Origin of the sequence: Microbacterium sp. BH-3-3-3 (assembly GCF_001792815.1) — a bacterium.
GTDB lineage: Bacteria > Actinomycetota > Actinomycetes > Actinomycetales > Microbacteriaceae > Microbacterium.
This window is the reverse complement of record NZ_CP017674.1, coordinates 2,343,296-2,360,420: the sequence shown is the minus strand read 5'-3', so window position 1 is coordinate 2,360,420 and position 17,125 is coordinate 2,343,296. Positions and strand designations below refer to the sequence as shown.

Below are 17,125 nucleotides of genomic sequence, written 5' to 3'. Positions count from 1 at the left end.
TGAGGAGGCGCCGTGTCGATCAGCATCCGCGACGTCGCCACCCTCGCGGGCGTCTCGGTGGGCACCGTCTCGAACGTGCTCAACAGACCCGACGCCGTCTCGGCCGCCTCGATCCAGCGGGTGAACCACGCCATCGAAGAGCTCGGGTACGTGCGCAACGACGCCGCCCGGCAACTGCGCGCGGGCGTCAGCACCACCGTCGGCTTCGTCGCCCTCGACGGGCGCAATCCCTTCTTCGCCGACGTCGTCGGCGGCGCCGAGAACGAGGCGACCGCGCGCGGCCTGGCGCTCCTGCACGGCAACAGCGACGAAGACGCCGCGCGCGAGACGCTGTACATCGACCTCTTCGAACAGCAGATGGTGCGGGGGTTGCTCATCGCCCCGTTCGGCGACGTCACCGCCCGACTCACCCGGCTGCGCTCGCGCGGCATCCCTTCGGTGCTCATCGACCGGTTCTCAGGCGACGCGCGTTTCTCGTCGGTGTCGGTCGACAGCGTCGCCGGGGGCCGACTCGCGGCCGAGCACCTGCTCGCGACCGGGCGCCGCCACCTCGCGTTCGTCGGCGGATCCTTCGACATCCGGCAGGTGACCGACCGCCTCGCCGGCGCCCGCAGCGCCGTCGAGAACAGCGTGCATCGTGCGAGTCTCGAGGTCGTCCCCACGCACGCGCTCACCGTCGACGAGGGCGTCGCCGCCGGTCGACGCCTGCTCGCCCGCGACAGATCGGACCGACCCGATGCGGTGTTCGCCGCGAACGACCTGCTCGCCCTGGGGCTCCTGCAGGGGCTCGTCGTCGACGGCCGCATGCTCGTCCCCGACGAGATCGCCGTGGTGGGGTTCGACGACATCCCGTTCGCCGCCGCCGCCGCGGTGCCCCTCACCTCGGTCCGTCAGCCCAGCGCCCTCATCGGCGGCACCGCGATGCGCATCCTGCTCGACGAGGCCGACGACCCCGACCGCCCGACGCGGCAGACGGTGTTCGCGCCCGAGCTGGTGGCGCGGGCGTCGACGGGGGTGCCGTAACGGGGGCGTCGGCGCGCCGCCCGAGCACGACGAAACGCCGCTCCCGCGCGCACCGTCGGACGGCCCGCGCGGGAGCGGCGTGGAGACGTCAGTGCGCCGGCATTGCCTCGGCGTCGTCGACCTGGGCCGGCGTCCGCACGAACGCCGCCAGCACGATGACCGCCAGCGACAGGCACGCCGCGACGAAGAACGCGGTGTGGATGCCGGATGCCGTGGCATCCACGGCCGACGCGCCCCGGTCGGCCACGGCCGACGCCGCGCCCACGGTCATGAGCGTGACGAACACCGCGGTGCCCGCCGCGCCCGCGAGCTGCTGAACGGTCGACACGATCGCGGAGCCGTGCGGGTAGAGACGGCGCGGGAGCGATCCGAGCGCCGCGGTCATGAGCGGCGTGAACATGAACGCCAGGCCCAGGCTCAGCAGGCAGTGCACGGCGATGACGAAGCCGATGGGGGTCGAGGTCGACAGGGTCGCGAAGCCCCAGAGCGCGACGCTGGCCACGATCGCGCCCGGCAGCACGAGCGGGCGCGCGCCGAACCGGTCGAACAGGTTGCCGACGAGCGGGGCCATGAGCCCCATCAGCAGACCGCCCGGCAGCAGCATGAGGCCGGTGGGCAGGGTCCCCAGGCCCAGCACGTTCTGCAGGTACAGCGGCAGCAGGATGAGCACGCCGAACAGCGTCGTCATCGCCACGACCACCAGCACCACGGCGACGCTGAAGGTCGAGTGCCGGAAGACGCCGAGGTTCAGCAGCACGCGGTCGGTCGCGCCGAGGCGCAGCTGACGCACGATGAACGCCACGAGCGCGACGGCGCCCAGGACCAACGGCATCCAGACGGGGACGATCTCGTGACCGCTCGCCGCTTCGCCGATGCTCGACAGGCCGAAGATGATGCCACCGAAAGCCAGGGCCGACAGCACGACCGAGAGCACGTCGAGGGTCACGCGGCGCGTGTCGGTGAGGTTCTGCACCCACCGGGCGCCCAGGGCGATCGCGACCAGCGCGATCGGGATCATGACGATGAACATCGCCCGCCACGGGAAGACCGACAGGATCAGACCCGAGACGGTGGGACCGACGGCCGGGGCCACCGAGATCACGATCGAGATGAGTCCCATCATGCGTCCGCGACGGTGGGCGGGAACGACGTTCAGAACGGTGGTGAACAGCAGCGGGATCATGATCGCGGTTCCCGACGCCTGGACGACGCGGCCCAGCAGCAGCACGCCTAAACCGGGGGCGATCGCGGCGATCACGGTGCCGAGGGTGAACAGCCCCATCGCGGTGAAGAACAGGGTGCGAAGCGGGAAGCGCTGGATGAGGAACCCGGTCGTGGGGATGACGACGGCCATCGTCAGCAGGAAGGCCGTGGTCAGCCACTGCGCGGAGGCGGCGGTGATGTCGAGCTCGCGCATGAGCTCGGGAAGGGCGACGCCCATGATCGTCTCGTTCAGGATGACGACGAAGGCGGCGACGACGAGCAGCGCGATGACGGCGCCGGGGCGCGCGGCGGGCTTCGCGCCGACGCCGGGCGGGGCGGTGGGGACGGTTCCGGTGGAGACCATGGAGGACCAATCTGAGCAGGATGAGACAACTTGGCAGCTACTGCCAATAAGACATCGACTACTGTATCGGACATGAGCCCCCTGTCAGCCCCCGCGGGTGGAGGTCTGCGCGACCGACGCCGCCGCGAGACGGCGGTCGAGATCTGCGCGGCCGCCCTCGACCTGTTCGAGCAGAAGGGCGTCACCGGCACCACGGTCGACGAGATCGCTGCCCGCGCGGGCGTCTCGCCCCGCACGTTCTTCCGCCTGGCCGGCACGAAAGAAGACGCCGTCTTCATCGACGACGGCCGCTTCGCCGAGGCGCTCGCCGGCGTCGGCGCGCCGGGCGACGACATCGCCGCACTCACGACGGCGCTGCGTGCCGTCTTCGCGCGCGAGCTGCGCGGTCTGGATGCCGATCCTCAGGCGCGCGAGAGGTTCCTCCGCGTGCGTCGGCTCATCGGCCACGAGCCCGCGCTGCTGGGTGCGGCCGTGCGCCGCGAGGCCACGTCATCCGACCGCTTCATCCCCGAGATCGCCGAGCGCCTCGAACGCCCCGACCTCGACGTGCGCGCCGCGCTCGGCCTCGCCGGCCTCGAGATGCGCACGACCCTCGACGAGTGGGCACGCCGCCACGACCGCGGCCAGGCGAGCAGCCTGGTCGACCTGCACCGCGAGGTGCAGCAGCAGATGGGCCGAGCCGCCGGCGCCTGACCGCTCAGGTCTCGCGCGTGGGCGCCTCGGCTCCCCCGGCGGCGGATTCCAACGCCGCCTCGACGACAGCAACGGCCACGTCCGGCGTGACCCGCACGAGGCACTGATGCCCCAGAGCGCGAGTCCACTCCGTGTGCGTTGGCACATCCACGAAGCTGACCTTCGACGCACTGGTGAGGGGGCCGAGCCGTCGGAAGATGTCGAGCGCCTCGCCCGTGATCTTCGACGCTTCGGCGAGGGCCCAGAGGTCGTAGAGATCGCGAGCGGCACCGCGATCACTCCACGCTGCCAGCTTCGACGCCACGAACGACGCGGCCGTGAGAACGCGAAGGCGCGCCGGCGGAGCATCTCCGTAACGCTGCTCGATGGACACCACCTCGGTCGGCCAGGCAGGATAGCCGACCGCCGAAACCAACTGCACTTGGATTCGCGTCTCCCCCACCTGCAGAACGGAAGCATGAGGATGTCGCGACTCAGTGAGCCGCGGAGTGAACTGCACGGCGCCGAACAGGCGCCCCAGTCGCCGCGAGAGAATGCCCTCGATCTGTTGCGCGACGTGTCGCCGCTCACCCAGGGCGATGAGATCGATGTCTTCGGACAGCCGAGTCTGCGGGAGGTGCGTTCGAGAGAGCGCCGTTCCGCCTGTGGAGTTGCTCGTTCAATGGCGGCGTTCTGTGATCGCTAAATGTCGCCGGTCAGCTTCCGATGACGAGGACGCTGGCGGCCGCTTCGACGACGTCGTCGGTGATCGTCTCGAGTTCGTTGATCTTGAGCACGCGGCTGATCTGAGGGAAGAGTCGCTCGAGGAGGCGGAAGTTTCCGCGGGTGATGCGTTCGATTGCGGCGATGGCTTGGGCGTCGGTGAAGTCGTCGGGGTTGAGGGTGCGTCCGAGGCGTTTCCAGTGTCGGTCGAGGACGAAGAGGAGTTCGTCGCGGCCGAGGGCGCGGTAGCGGTGAGAGAAGCCGAGGCGGCTGTAGAGCTGTGGGTAGTGGCGGAAGCGCTGGTCGATGCCGGGCATGCCGATCAGGATCATCGCGAGGTGGGTGCGGTCGTGTTCGTCGCGGAGCAGCTCGAGCGCGGTGGGCGTGAGCCGCTCGGCTTCGTCGACGATGAGCATCTCGACCCACCGAGTGGTGTCGCCGTTGTGCACGCCGGCGACCTTCCCGATCGTGCGGAGGTGCTCATCGATGCAGATGCCGAGGTGAGCCTGCCACTTGCCGATCTCCCGCATGAGGTCCTTGGGTCGCGACAGTACCTCGGGCGTGTAGAAGACGGTGCGGGAGCGATGCACGAGCGCGTTGTGTTTCGCGTCGTCCTCGCCGCGCGGGCCCCACGCGGTGAGGTAGGGCTCGAGGGTGTCCCAGTTCGCGTAGCGGCGGGCGGAGTTGGTCTTGCCGACGCCGACGCCGGCGTCGCCGTGGCAGATGCCGATGGTGCGCTCCTTCTTCACCGCGTTCGCGAACTCGGCGAACCGGCGGTGTTCCTTGGTGACGATGAAGCTCTGGCTCATCACTCCCCTCGTAGGTGCGGAGTCGTTTCTTGCGCGGGGTGGGGTCCGCGAGGTGGGGTTCCTCGCGGTGGGCGACGGTGGGAATGCGGTCGTTGATGGTGCGGCGGAGTTCGTGGCGGCGGGCGCGGCGGGCGGCTTCGATGTCGCGGAGGCTGAGGCGGATGTTGGGGTGGGCTTCGTCGACGGCGACGCAGAGGAATGTGTCTCGGTCGTAGACGCGGATCTCGGAGACGTCGCGGGGGTCGTAGCGGATGGTGACGGTGTGCCCGACGAACGGGGCGAGGGTGGGCGCGAGGTAGCGCTGACCCTGGAAGTGGATTCCGTCTCGTTGCACGGTCCGATGCGTGGGCGCGGTGAGCAGCAGGCCGTCGAGCTCGTCGAGGGTGTCGGGCATGCGGGGCATCCACCCGTCCGCGACCCACGCATCTCGCGGGGAGATACCGAGCTCCTGGTGGGTGCGCTGATTGTAGGTGGCGATGAAGGCGCCGATCGCCCGGTCCACGCCCGGGAGATCGAGCACGGGCTGCGGGCTGCGGTTCCCGGGGCCGAGGTGGCCGGGGAGGGTCGGGAGGACTTCGGTGTTGATGGTGCCGAAAAAGCGCTCGATCTTGCCTCGCCCCTGAGGCCGGCCGACGGTGGAGAAGATGAGCCGGAGGTGCAGCTCGACGGCGGTGCGCTCGAGGTGGTGGCTGGTGAAGTCGGAGCCGTGATCGACGTGCAGCACGTCGGGGATCCCGCACATCGCCCACGCGGGGTCGGTCTTCCGCCAGATCGCCTGCCGCAGCGCGAGAGCGGTGTTCAGTGATGAGGGTGCTCCGGTGAAGAGCATGTAGCCGCAGATCGCGCGGGAGTGATCGTCCATCACGGTCGTCAGCCAGGGGCGGTCGGGCTTGCCGTTAGCGCCGACGATGAGAATGTCGAGTTCGGTGTGGTCGGCCTGCCATGTCTGGTTCGGCCGTTCCGCCCGACGCCGGAACACCAACTCGTGCCGGTCGCGATAGGAAGCCGGGCCCTCCAACGCAAGGGTGACGAGCCCGGGGTCAAGGGCCTGCACGATCTGACGGACCGTCGCGTAGCTCGGCGCCGGCCGGCCGTCGCGCAGGCACTCCTCGACGGTGAGGCGATGCAACGTCGCGATCGACGGACGAGGCCGGGTCAGGGCGAGCCGCTCGATGGCGGCGACGGTCGCCGGATCCGTGCGCCGATCGCCCTTGTCCGTCCTCGCAGTGTCGTCGAGCCCGGCGAGCCCGTCCCTCTTATAGAGCTGATGCCAGCGCTGCAGCGTCCGCGTGCCGATGCCGCTCTCGCGGGCGAGGGCCGCGAGGGGGACCTGATCTTCGACGTGAAGTCGAAGGATCCGCCACCGCTCGAGGCCGTCCATCAGTCGCTACATCGCTGCACTCTCACGGGCTGCGTGAGCCTGCTGGTGGCGATAGAGCGTCGCGCGACTCCACCCGACGAGCCGAGCAGCGTCCTCAGCGGTGCGACCGCGCGCTCGCGCATCTGCGGCGATCGCGAGCTTGTCCGCGATCACGACCGGATCCGACAGAGGCCGACCGAATCGTGTCCCGTTCGCGCGGGCGGCCGCGATGCCGGCGTTGACCCGTTCCACGATGAGTTCTCGCTCGTACTCCGCGAGCGTGGCGAGCATGTTCAACATCAGCCGTCCCGTCGACGTCGACGGATCGATGCCGTCCGAAATCGACCGGACCTGCACACCACGCTCGCGCAGCAGGTTCACCGTGTTCAGCACGTCGATCAGGGAGCGGCCGAGGCGGTCGACTCGCCACACGACCACGGTGTCGCCGTCCTCGGCGTACTCGAGGAGCTTCTTCATCCCGGTCCGCTCGATCGCGGTCTTGCTCCCCGAGGTGACATCCGCGAAGACGTCACGCTTCTGCACGCCGGCGGCGACGAGCGCGTCGAGCTGCAGCTGCGCGTCCTGACTCGACGTACTCACACGTGTATAACCCAGAAGCCTCACGACCTCATTCTGACTCGGGAACACCCTCCGCGTCCCCTGCTGAGACGAAACGCGTCAAGACGTGTTTCCGAGACAGCGGACGTCCCGAGAATCCGGATCCGTTGAGCGTGGTGCGACCGCCGGATGGTGCGTCTCAAAAAGCTACTTTTTTTCGAGATGTGGAGAAGAGCGCTCCACCCGGTACCTGGCGCGCGTTCGTCGCTGCCAAAGAGGCTCACCCGGCACAGCATGACCCCGTTACACAATGGAGACGCTTGGCCGCCCTCGGCCGCTGTCCTCGCCACCTGTGGACTGATAGAAATCTCATCGGGCTCAGCCCCAGCGCTACCACGACCGAGCCGATCGGGACGACCGAAGCCGCGCCCGACGGCCTGGTCGTGCACCTCGAGCCCCTGACCCTCCGCGACTGCGTCGTCTCCGGAGAGATCCGAGTGGTCGCGACCGCGACGCTCGACGGCGACAGCGACTACACGCCGCCGATCTCGCGCTGGTACGACCTCGCCGAGTTCGTCGACGGAGGAGACATCCCGCTCGCTGTACCCGCCGGCAGCTACTTCGTCTTCGCCGAGTACATCGCCCGCGCCGAGGGCGAGCCCGACCTCGAGCACTCCTTCTACGTCCACTACGTCGACGGGAACCCCGCCTACTTCGTCGTGCCACCCATGCCTGCAGCCACCACCCCGACGGCCCACCCGGCCGCGACGACGCCCGGCGCGCGCCTCGCCCAGACCGGAGCGGATGCGTCCGCACCGCTCCTCGGCGCCGGCGTCCTGCTCGCTGCCGGTGCCGCACTCCTGATCGGACGCCGGCGAGCCGCACGGGCCTGACGAGAGGTCGGGGTGTCCGTGCGGCGATGACTGCGGCGGGCACCTCGACGCTCTCCAGCACTGCAACTTCACCCGCGGCCGAAGCGCGGTGTCGCCTGAGCAAATTCCAGCGAATGGGTACGACTAATCGGCGGCACTTGACGACAGGTAGCAATCACCGAAAGCCGCCACGGAGCAGGCAACTCCACAGCGGAAATCCGCGGTAGAACCGCGACATCTACCGCCGCGAGAACACCGATCGGATCGCCCTCCAAATGCGTCCCGGTGAACGATCCCCTTACGGGACGCCACTGGTCATCGGACCGCGCTTCCCGCAACGGCACGGACGGCGGACGGCGGTGCAGGTTGGGTGGTCAGAGGCCGAGTGCTGACAGGAACGCGAGCTTCTTCTCGTTGTAGGTGTCGGTCCAGGTGCCTGGCATCGCCATATAGCCGTGGCCCAGGATCGCCGAGCTCGCAGGCGGGACGTCGACGGCGTTCGTCACTCCGAGCTGGTCAAGGCGCTCGTGCAGGTTCTCGGCCTGATCCGGGAACGTGCCGGTGTTGCCGTCTGCGATGAAGGTGGCAGGGAAGTCTGCGGTGACGTGGTTGGTGATGGACGCTTCCTCGTTCAGGGCCGTAGAGGTGCCGACGTAGCTGCGCGCAGACAGCCCGAAGATGAGGTCCTTCACCGGTTGCGGGGTCTGCGTTTCGCCTGTCTTCTCCAGCTCGAGCGCAGGACTGTCGAGCACTACTGCTCGCAGAGCGTCGCCGATGACCGGTTGCACTCCGATCTGAGCGGCGTAGGTCGGGTTGGTCTGGATGTTGGCGAATTGGCCGGCGAGCTGTCCGCCGGCGCTCCCTCCTGCGATGACGACGTCGGACATGTCGAGGCCGTACTGCTGGGCGTTCTGCTGGAGGAAGGCGACTGCCTGCGAGATCTGCTTCACCTGCGTGGGGTACTCGACGGTCGGGGCGAGGCCGTAGTCGAGGCTGACGAAGTTGAATCCGCCGTCGAGGACGGGGTCTGTGGTGACGGCGAACCCGCCACCGGGTGCGTTCGGGTCGCCGTCGGATTTGGTCCCGCCGATCCATCCGCCGCCGTGGATGTAGATGTAGGTGGGGCGGGTGACGGATGCGTCGTCATCGGCGATGTAGACGTCGAGATAGCTGCTGGGGTACTCATCGCCGTATCGGACGTCGCTCGTGAGTCCGTCTCCGTTCGCGGTCACGCTGACAGCTCCTTCGGTTCCTCGGGGCTGGAACGACGGTGTCTGACCGGCGGCGGCTTGGATCGGGATGGCCACCGCGGCGGGGGCAGCGGCGACCAGGAGGACGACAGCGGAGGTCGCCGCGGCGAGGACGACGAGGACGCTGCTCACGACGCTCTGCAGGATGCTGAGGAGGGATCGAGCCGGCGGAGTCTCACGCTCCTGCGCGAGGGCGCGGCGGCGCGTTCTGCTCAGCTTCCCGAAACCGGCGAAGCAGGAGAAGGCGACCACCAGCGCGAACCCCAGGGCCAGCGCCCATGCGGGGTACCAGGCGGTCACGAGCCACACGATCTGCGCGCCGGCGCTGATGATCGCCGAGAGGATCGTCACCCACGCGGCCTTGCTGCCGTGCGGGCGGCGCCAGGCCACAACTGCGGCGAGCAGGCCCACGAGCAGGAAGGATCCTGCCGGTGGGTAGCGCACGAAGAACGGCTCGATCCAGGCGACGAGGAGCACGTAGAGGCCGACGACGAGCAGCGCCCAGCGGGTCCATCGGGGGCGTTCGATGCGGGTGGGAGTGGGGTCGATCACGAGTCCTCCAAAGTTGCGGTTTACTGCAACTATACGTTGCAGTGCAGAACTGCAGAGGCGGTAAGGTTGCCGGATGGCTGCAACTTCGCTTCGAGAGCGCTCGAAGGAGCGCCGGTACCGTGCTGTTCTCCTCGCCGGTATGCGGCTGTTCGCCGAGCAGGGCTACGACGCGACGACGGTGGCGCAGATCGCCGAGGAGGCGGAGGTGTCGACCCGCTCCGTGTCGGCGTACTTCCCGACGAAGCTGCACATCGCCACGGCGTCCTCGTCCGCGGCGGCTGATCGCCTGATCCTCGCGTTGCGCTCCCGAGACGAGGGCGCGTCGGTCGTCGATCGTGTCGTTCAGTGGCTCCGCGAGGAACCGGCCTTCGTTCCCGAGGAGGAGTGGCGGCTGAGAGCCGCGATGCTCGAGCGCAACCCCGTGCTGCAGGGGTCCGGGCCGGAGGACTCCCCTCCCCTGCTCGCGATCGCGGCGGACGCGATCGCGGAGGACCTCGACGTTCCGCTGGATCACCCGGGGGTGCAGATCACCCTGGGCATCCTGGCGGGGATCGTCGTGCGGGTGGAGCTGCTCTTCGGATCACACCGCGAGAACGAGGAGACTCTGGCACTCATTCACGATGCCCTCGCAGGCGCCGTCGACGCGGTCAGGCGAAGCAGCCGTTCTTCGGCCTGAGCGCAGGTCGCGCCGCCCTCGCGGCGGTCGTGTGCTCAGGCTCGTAGGAACGCCAGGAACGCGCCGAGGTGCGCGGCGACGTCGACGGTGGGGTCGTAGAGCCACTGCATCTGGAGCCCTCGCGCCATCGCCGTGAGTTGACGCGCAGTGAGGTCGAGGTCCAGGTCTGCGCGCAGACGACCCTTCTCCTGCTCGCGCTCGAGCTCCCGGCGAACGTCGGCATTGAAGAGATCGATCCGGCGATGGGTGAACTCGTGCCCCGGGTGGTCCTTGCGAATCGCTTCCGCCTGCATGGTGGCGTCGAGTTGAACCAGTCCCGGGAAATCCTCGTTCTGTCGCACGAGCTCCGGGAGTGCCGCCAGCAAGCCCTGCTCGGAGAGCGACTGCTCCAGCAGGGGCCGATCCCGCTCCGCCTGACGGTCGAAGACGGCCTGCAGCAGGTCCTCCTTCGAGGGGAAGTGGTAGCTGAGGGCGGCGTGGCTGACCCCGAGCTCCTCCGCGATCTTCCGCAACGACAGGCGTTGGAAGCCGTGCGTCGCGAAGATCTCGAACGCGCGATCGATGAAGTCGTCTCGTCGCTGCCGACCGTTCGCATAGCGCCCGCGCCGCTTCACCGACGCCGGCTGCTCCGTCGCCTCCACCGTCATCGGCTCTCCTTCGATCCGCGCGAACCGCGCCCCGCATCTCATCCTCGCACGAACTTTTGCCAGATGAATATTTACCACCACGAATGCTTGCCATACTGGACAATATTGATCTAGGGTAAGCCGCAGCCGGATTCGCCGGCACCCGCGACGAGGTCCGGCCTCGACGTCTTCGAAGGAGAAGGTCATGACAGAAGCGATTCCGGCGCCCCCTCGCACGGTGAACGCCTGGTGGGTGGGGACCGTGGCCGGCATGGCGTCCTTCGTCGATGGCGCAGCCCTGAACGGTGTCGGTTTCGCGCTGGTGATCCTCCAGCAGACGATCGGACTCACCCCCGGGCAGATCGGCGTGCTCACCAGCGCCCTCACCTTCGGGGTGGCGGTCGGAGCTCTGATCGGCGGTCGCCTCGGCGACCGCTTCGGGCGACGGCGGGTGTTCGTGGTCACGATGATCTTCATCGCCCTCGGCGCATCGGTCCCGATCGTGGCGACCGCGTTCCCTCTGCTGCTGCTGGGGCTGGGTGTCCTCGGCGTAGCGATCGGCGCCGATATCCCCGTCTCCCTCGCGACCATCGCCGAAGCGGCGACAGATCAGAACCGCGGCAAGATCCTCGTGATGTCCAACCTCCTCGCCGGAGTCGGCATCGGCGCCGTCGTCCTCGTCGCCACCCTCACCGGCGGGACCGGGATCTTCGCCGCGCAGGCCATCTTCGGCCTCATCGCCGTCGTCGCGGTCATCGTGCTCGCGCTGCGGCTCACCATCCCCGAGTCCACCAGCTGGCGCGCTGCCCGCCTGGAACAGACGCAGGGCGTGCACACCGTGCGCGCTGACCGGTCGAAGCTGCGGGATCTGATCACGCCCCCGCTGCGCTTCCCGTTCCTGATCCTCGTCGGCTTCTTCACGATGGTGAGCATCCCGATCACGCTCTTCGGCTCCTACGCGGCCTACATCGGAGCGAACTTCACCGGCACGCCCGTGTCCGAATTCTCCGTGTTCGTGCTGTTCCTCGTGCCGCTCGCGATCATCGTGCAGGTCATCTTCATGCGAGTGGTCGACACCCGCTTCCGCCTCACCTTCTTCATCCTCGGCGGAATCCTCTACGTCGCGGCGTACCTCATTCCCGTCATCCTCGGGATGAACCTGGCCACGCTCGTCACCACGGTGCTCGTCTCCGGCATGGGCACCGTCTTCTGCGGAGAGCCCATCTTCCGCGTCTGGGTGAACGAAGCGTTCCCGACCATGCTCCGCTCCACCGGCCAAGGCGTCATCTTCGCCATCGCCCGCATAGTGCCCGCACTGCTCCTGGCTCCCGTCCCGGTCCTTCTCGCGAACTCGATCAACGGCTTCCTGATCGCCCTCTCCGTCCTCGCCGCCGCCGGGATCGCCGTCGGCTGGTGGGGGGTGCGCAGCGGACGCCTCATCAACGAGTTCCACCACGAGACCGAGAGCATCGACATCACCGCCGCCACCGCATCCTCGGCGTCCTGACCACCTCCACCCAGAAGGCCTCCACACCACCCATGAGCACTCCCGCCCCCCCCATCCACGGACACGTCGAACCCGGATTCCAGCGCGTCGCCGACGCGTTCACGCAGAACTTCACCGAACGCGGCGACACCGGCGCCGCCTGCACCGTCTACCTCCACGGCGTCCCCGTCGTCGACCTCCACGCCGGCGCCTTCCGCCACGGACCCTGGACCGCCGACACCCGCAGCATCCTCTTCTCCGTCAGCAAAGGCGTCACCACCATCTGCCTGCTCATGGCCGTCGAAGCCGGCCATCTCACCCTCGATGAACCCGTCGCCACCTACTGGCCGGAGTTCGCCGACCGCGGCAAGAGCGCACTGACCGTCCGGCAGCTCCTCGCTCACCGCGCCGGACTCATCGCCCCCGACGAACCCCTCACCGTGGAGGACCTGCGCGCGTGGCACCCGGTCACCGAAGCCCTCGCCCGGCAGAACCCGCTCTGGGAGCCTGGGACCGCACACTCGTACCACGCGCTCACCTTCGGCTGGCTCGCCGGCGAAGTCCTCCGCCGCACCACCGGACTGCGCCCCGCGGACTGGCTCCACCAGCACATCGCCGGCCCCCTCGGCCTCGGACTCACCTTCGGGACCGACCCCGACACCGACCCGGACTTCGCGCTGCAGGAGCAGCCCCTCCCCGACACTGCCGCACCGCCGTGGAAAACCCCGGACCTGGACATGCTGGCGCGCGTCATGGGGATGAACGGAGCCATCGACGGCCTCAACCTCTTCGCCTCCGCGAACACCCCCGACCTCCTCGGCTTCGAGAACCCCGCCGCGAACATCGTCGGCACCGCCCACGACATCGCCCGCCTCTACGCCGCGACCATCGGCGAGGTCGACGGGATCCGCCTTCTCCAGCCCGCCACCACCCGCGACGCCCGCCTCCCCCAATCGGTCGGCGCACCGTTCTTCGGACCCGACTCGGGGCTCCGCTGGGGCACAGGATTCATGCTCGACTCCAGCCCCCGAGGCATGGCCGGCCCCGGCAGCTTCGGCCACGACGGAGCCGGAGGCCAGCTCGGCTTCGCGCACCCCGAATCCGGCGTCTCCCTCGGATACGCCACCGTCCGCCCCGGCGGCTACCCCGACGACCGCGCCGAAGCCCTCTGCCGCGCACTGCGCGACAGTCTCTGACACCCCACCTCTTCGAAGGAGAAGACCCATGCCGCTCGACCCATTCCTCGTCCCCCTGCTCGAGACCATGCCGCCCGTCCCCGCCGAGATCGAGGACATCGCCGCCTTCCGCTCGCAGGAGAACGCCGCCGCCGCCGCACTCGCCGAGCAGCTGCTCGAACCCGCCCCACCCGTCCGAAGCAAGCGCACCGCGAGACTCCCCGTCCAGGACGGGGAGATCACCCTCAACGTCTTCCACCCCGACAGCGACGGCCCCCACCCCATCCACCTCTACTTCCACGGCGGCGGATGGATCGGCGGCACCATCCACTCGATCGTCATCGACATCCTCTGCCAGGAACGCGCCGCCGGAGCAGACTGCATCGTTGTCGCCGTCGAGTACCGCAAAGCCCCCGAACACCCCTTCCCCACCGCCCTGAACGACAGCTACGCCGCGCTGCTCTGGGTCGCCGAGAACATCGAGAACCTCGGCGCCCGCGCCGACCTGATCACCGTCGGCGGAGGATCCGCCGGCGCCAACCTCGCCGCCGCCCTCTGCCTAAAAGCCCGAGACAACAACGGCCCCGCGATCGCCTTCCAACTGCTGGAAGTCCCCGCGCTCGACTTCACCTTCAGCAGCCCCTCCATCCGCCGAAACGCCACCGGCTACGGACTCACCGAGCAGACCCTGCACCTGTGCCGACGCCTGTACCTTCCGCCCGAGGCCGACGCGACCAACCCTTACGCCTCACCACTCCTCGCCGAGAACCTCAACGACCTGCCCCCGGCGCACATCATGTCCGCGGAATACGACCCCATCGCCGACGACGGCGCACGCTACGCCGAACGCCTCACCGCCGCCGGAGTACCCGCCACGTTCTCCCTCCAACGCGGGCACATCCACGGATCCAGCGCCTTCACGAAAGTCATGGCCTCCGCTCAAGCCTGGCGAGAAGAGGGACTGCAAGCCCTCCGAGCGGTCCACGCTCGACGCGCACTCAGGAGCTGAACCGCGACCGGTTGGCCATCCCCTTACGGGACAATCGGCTCGGCCCCCGGGTAGCCGTCAGGCGCACGCTCTTAACGGGGGATACGCCGATCCTCGGGTGATCGATGGGAGATGCGTCACACTGAGCGCGTCGAGTGTCGCGTCCCCCGCGCACGTCGACCGGACCGTGCCGACGCTGCGCGGCACGGACACCGGACCGCCCCACGTCTCGCGGCCGCCGCTCCTTCCGATCCCGATGCCGGACCGACCGCTGCGGAGCGCAGCACCCACGAATGAGCACGACGACGCCACCACCGACCAGGCCGGCCCCTCGCGCCGCCGTGTCGCGCAGGCCGCCGGCTGGTCTGTGCCTCTCGCCATCGCCGCCGTCGGCGCGCCCTCCGCGCACGCGAGCACGACCCCGCCGCCGCCGTTCGACAGACTGACCGGCACCTGGAGTACGCCGGAGTTGACCCAGTTCGGCCTCACTCAGGCGGTGTTCACCATCACCAACACCTCGCAGGAGACGCAGGTGTTCAGCGCGGTGCGTTTCGTCTACTCGACACGGGATGATCGGCGCTCGCTGATCGTCGGCGTCGACAACGGTGGAGGGGAAAGCCAAGCGTTCAATCTCAGCGGCTCTGGCAAGCCGAATGCTGTCGAGACCTACGGCTTCAGCCCGCTGGACGCGGGGCAGAGTCTCCGCTTCCTCTGCATCATGAATCGCAGCGGCGACTCCGCCACGATCGCCGTCACGGCGTCCGACTCCTCCGCGCAGACCTCCTTCGCGGCAGTGTTCATGCCGGACGGTCGCTGATCCGCAGGCGGAGCACACGTCCCGCAACTCGCCGGCCGTGATGCTCACGATTCGTGCTCTCGGTCGATCGATCGGCGTCGACCTCAGCGCGGTATCCACGAAGGACCGCGAGGGCATGACCGCCCTATGGCAGCGCACGCGCCACGCGAGACCCGATCTTCCGAGCCACAGCTCCTTCACCATGGTGAGCACGCCGGATGCGTTCGAGCATCGGGCGGCGCAGGCGATCGCGGAGGTGACGCTGCGGGTGATCGAGGCCGCGCAGGGCTCTCTCCTGATGCTGCATGCCTGCGCCCTCGCGGACCGGACCGGCGCGGCGATCGTGCTCGTCGGCCCGTCCGGTCGCGGGAAGACGACGGCCGCCGCGACCCTGGGCCGCTCCTACGGATACCTCACCGACGAGACCACCGGGATCACCCCGGACGGGCGGATCCTCCCCTACGAGAAGCCTCTCCTCCTCCGCACCGCGGAGGGCATGCCCAAGCGGCCCTTCTCCCCCGACGCGCTCGGCCTCCTCCCCGCGCCCGCGCACCCGCGGCTGGCCGCGCTCGTGATCCTCGACCGCGACCCGTACCTGATCGGGGCGGCGCAGCTGGAACTCCTCGACCTGGCCGACGCGATCCCGCTCCTGGTCCCCGAGACGAGCGCCCTGCCGGCGCTCGAGAACGGCATCCCGATCCTCGCCCGCCTCGCCGCCGGCATCGGCGGCGTGTACCGCGTCCGCTACCGCGACGCCGAGCAGCTCGTCCCGATCACCGCCGGCCTCCTCGCAACTCCGCCCGCACAGGAGGACCGCTGGTCGGAGATCCCCGGGCGCAACGCGGTCACGGACGGGCAGCGGGTCGTCGTCCTCGCCGCCGACACCGTGCACGTGCTCGACGGGATCGCGGCGACCATCTGGCACCACCCGCGCCTGCACGGCGACGCTCTCACTATGGCCGTCACCGCTCAGCACGGGCACGCCGACGACGCGCCCAAGCGCGTCCGCGACGCGGCTGCACACCTGGTCGCGATCGGTCTGCACGCCGAGGCGTAGACGCGAGCGACCACCACCCCTGCGATACGAAGTGATCACAGAACGCCGCCACAGAAAGAGCAACTCCACACGTTCCGCCGAAGAAGACGACATGGTTCGTACTCAGCTCGGCTATGGCCGCCAGCGCATGGGAGACGACATGATCTCGGGCCACCTGCTCTGCGGCGACACCGAAGAGCCGTTGAACCGCGCGCCGCTCTTCCTCGTCGAGGACACCGACCGTAGGTCCACGACCACCGAACGTCGGGCGCGCCTCACTCATACTTCTCTCGCAGGCGTTCGAGTGCGGCGCGAGCAGCTTTGCCCGGGCGAGCAGAGCGTGCGAGGACATCCGCGTAATCGGGGACCTCGACCCGAGCGATCAGATTGTCGACTGCCCCATCGATCTCTTTCTCGAGGCCATCAGCGGGACGCCGCGAAAGCAGATCGAAAAGCGTCTGCGCCGGCGTCGTGACGAGCCCACGCCCAAGACTCGTGCGCTCCAAGACGAGATCGAGCAGATCAAAACGCCGCGGGACGAAGAGGACGGTTCCTCCGTGATCCAGTTCCAAGGCCGAGTGCTTCCCCCGGTCGACCGCGACGGTTGCTACACCGATCGCTCGGGGAAGGACTCCCCAGTAGCGGGCCGCGCTTGTTCCCATCAGGGCGGCCGACCGGCCGCCCACCCGTGCCGCAGCGATAGCCAAGGCGGTGGACTCGAGCGACGGTCGCCAAGAACGCCCGTCTTCCCCATCGGGGGGAGCGGTATAGACACCATGAGACAGTCGCACCAGCGCGCCGCGGTCCGTCAACCTCTCAACGGTTCGCCACGTGTTCCGAACGAGCGGAGGGAGGTCTTTCAGGCGGGCTGTGCGCAACGGTGACGCAGCAATCGACCGTGCGATGTCGACGTCGGCGCCCATGAACCCTCCTATACCCCTGGAACTATACGCTCT

Annotated in this window: 15 protein-coding genes and 2 pseudogenes; 9 read left to right on the top strand and 8 right to left on the bottom strand. The window is 68.8% G+C overall.

The genetic code is table 11. The features are described from left to right. Positions 1–12 precede the first annotated feature (12 nt). Positions 13–1,023, top strand: coding sequence for a LacI family DNA-binding transcriptional regulator (locus BJP65_RS10890; protein ID WP_070409160.1), 1,011 nt, complete (start codon positions 13–15; stop codon positions 1,021–1,023). An 88-nt stretch (positions 1,024–1,111) separates the two neighbouring features. Here BJP65_RS10890 and BJP65_RS10885 read toward each other — a convergent pair whose 3' ends face one another. Further along, positions 1,112–2,590 carry an MDR family MFS transporter gene (locus tag BJP65_RS10885; RefSeq protein WP_070409159.1) on the bottom strand — a complete coding sequence of 493 codons (1,479 nt, stop codon included), beginning with the start codon at positions 2,588–2,590 and terminating at the stop codon, positions 1,112–1,114. A gap of 72 nt (positions 2,591–2,662) precedes the next feature. Between BJP65_RS10885 and BJP65_RS10880 the strand changes: the two genes are divergently transcribed. Further along, positions 2,663–3,283 (top strand): TetR/AcrR family transcriptional regulator, encoded by a 621-nt coding sequence (locus tag BJP65_RS10880; RefSeq protein ID WP_055832857.1) that lies wholly within the window; start codon positions 2,663–2,665, stop codon positions 3,281–3,283. Between the two features lie 4 nt (positions 3,284–3,287). Here BJP65_RS10880 and BJP65_RS10875 read toward each other — a convergent pair. From BJP65_RS10875 to BJP65_RS10860, 4 genes and pseudogenes are all read right to left on the bottom strand, one after another. After that, a pseudogene (locus BJP65_RS10875) lies at positions 3,288–3,914 on the bottom strand (nucleotidyl transferase AbiEii/AbiGii toxin family protein); the annotation flags it as partial. A 64-nt stretch (positions 3,915–3,978) separates the two neighbouring features. Next, positions 3,979–4,794 carry an AAA family ATPase gene (locus tag BJP65_RS10870; RefSeq protein ID WP_070409157.1) on the bottom strand — a complete coding sequence of 272 codons (816 nt, stop codon included), beginning with the start codon at positions 4,792–4,794 and terminating at the stop codon, positions 3,979–3,981. Between the two features lie 7 nt (positions 4,795–4,801). Then, a pseudogene (locus BJP65_RS16305) lies at positions 4,802–6,175 on the bottom strand (Mu transposase C-terminal domain-containing protein); the annotation flags it as partial. A gap of 6 nt (positions 6,176–6,181) precedes the next feature. Continuing rightward, a complete protein-coding gene (locus BJP65_RS10860; protein WP_070409155.1) occupies positions 6,182–6,778 on the bottom strand; it encodes a recombinase family protein in 597 nt (198 codons plus the stop codon). Between the two features lie 254 nt (positions 6,779–7,032). Between BJP65_RS10860 and BJP65_RS10855 the strand changes: the two genes are divergently transcribed. Continuing rightward, on the top strand, positions 7,033–7,605 hold the full coding sequence (locus tag BJP65_RS10855) for an LPXTG cell wall anchor domain-containing protein (RefSeq protein ID WP_156784876.1): 573 nt from the start codon (positions 7,033–7,035) through the stop codon (positions 7,603–7,605). 353 nt (positions 7,606–7,958) lie between these two features. Here BJP65_RS10855 and BJP65_RS10850 read toward each other — a convergent pair whose 3' ends face one another. Further along, entirely contained in the window at positions 7,959–9,386 is a 1,428-nt protein-coding gene (locus tag BJP65_RS10850; protein WP_070409153.1) for an alpha/beta hydrolase, read from the bottom strand. Positions 9,387–9,459: 73 nt separating this feature from the next. On the opposite strand from BJP65_RS10850, the gene BJP65_RS10845 reads away from it, so the two are divergent. Continuing rightward, positions 9,460–10,062: a TetR/AcrR family transcriptional regulator gene (locus BJP65_RS10845; protein ID WP_083285816.1), complete on the top strand. Its 603-nt coding sequence runs from the start codon at positions 9,460–9,462 to the stop codon at positions 10,060–10,062. Positions 10,063–10,097: 35 nt separating this feature from the next. On the opposite strand, the gene BJP65_RS10840 is transcribed toward BJP65_RS10845, so the two are convergent. Next, on the bottom strand, positions 10,098–10,895 hold the full coding sequence (locus tag BJP65_RS10840) for a TetR/AcrR family transcriptional regulator (RefSeq protein ID WP_181015919.1): 798 nt from the start codon (positions 10,893–10,895) through the stop codon (positions 10,098–10,100). Between BJP65_RS10840 and BJP65_RS10835 the strand changes: the two genes are divergently transcribed. The 5 genes from BJP65_RS10835 to BJP65_RS10815 all read left to right on the top strand — a co-directional run bounded on the left by BJP65_RS10835 (position 10,894) and on the right by BJP65_RS10815 (position 16,190). Beyond that, positions 10,894–12,195: an MFS transporter gene (locus BJP65_RS10835; RefSeq protein ID WP_070409150.1), complete on the top strand. Its 1,302-nt coding sequence runs from the start codon at positions 10,894–10,896 to the stop codon at positions 12,193–12,195. The genes BJP65_RS10840 and BJP65_RS10835 overlap by 2 nt on opposite strands. Positions 12,196–12,227: 32 nt before the next feature. Continuing rightward, on the top strand, positions 12,228–13,370 hold the full coding sequence (locus BJP65_RS10830) for a serine hydrolase (RefSeq protein WP_070409149.1): 1,143 nt from the start codon (positions 12,228–12,230) through the stop codon (positions 13,368–13,370). A gap of 28 nt (positions 13,371–13,398) precedes the next feature. Then, positions 13,399–14,358, top strand: a complete 960-nt coding sequence (locus BJP65_RS10825; protein ID WP_070409148.1) for an alpha/beta hydrolase — start codon at positions 13,399–13,401, stop codon at positions 14,356–14,358. A gap of 166 nt (positions 14,359–14,524) precedes the next feature. Continuing rightward, positions 14,525–15,154: a hypothetical protein gene (locus BJP65_RS10820; RefSeq protein ID WP_070409147.1), complete on the top strand. Its 630-nt coding sequence runs from the start codon at positions 14,525–14,527 to the stop codon at positions 15,152–15,154. A 115-nt stretch (positions 15,155–15,269) separates the two neighbouring features. Beyond that, positions 15,270–16,190 (top strand): hypothetical protein, encoded by a 921-nt coding sequence (locus BJP65_RS10815; protein WP_156784875.1) that lies wholly within the window; start codon positions 15,270–15,272, stop codon positions 16,188–16,190. Positions 16,191–16,444: 254 nt separating this feature from the next. Here the strand turns inward: BJP65_RS10815 and BJP65_RS16595 are convergent, their stop codons facing one another. Then, complete coding sequence (locus tag BJP65_RS16595; RefSeq protein WP_156784874.1) at positions 16,445–17,092, bottom strand: hypothetical protein; 648 nt, start codon at positions 17,090–17,092, stop codon at positions 16,445–16,447. Positions 17,093–17,125: the final 33 nt, after the last annotated feature.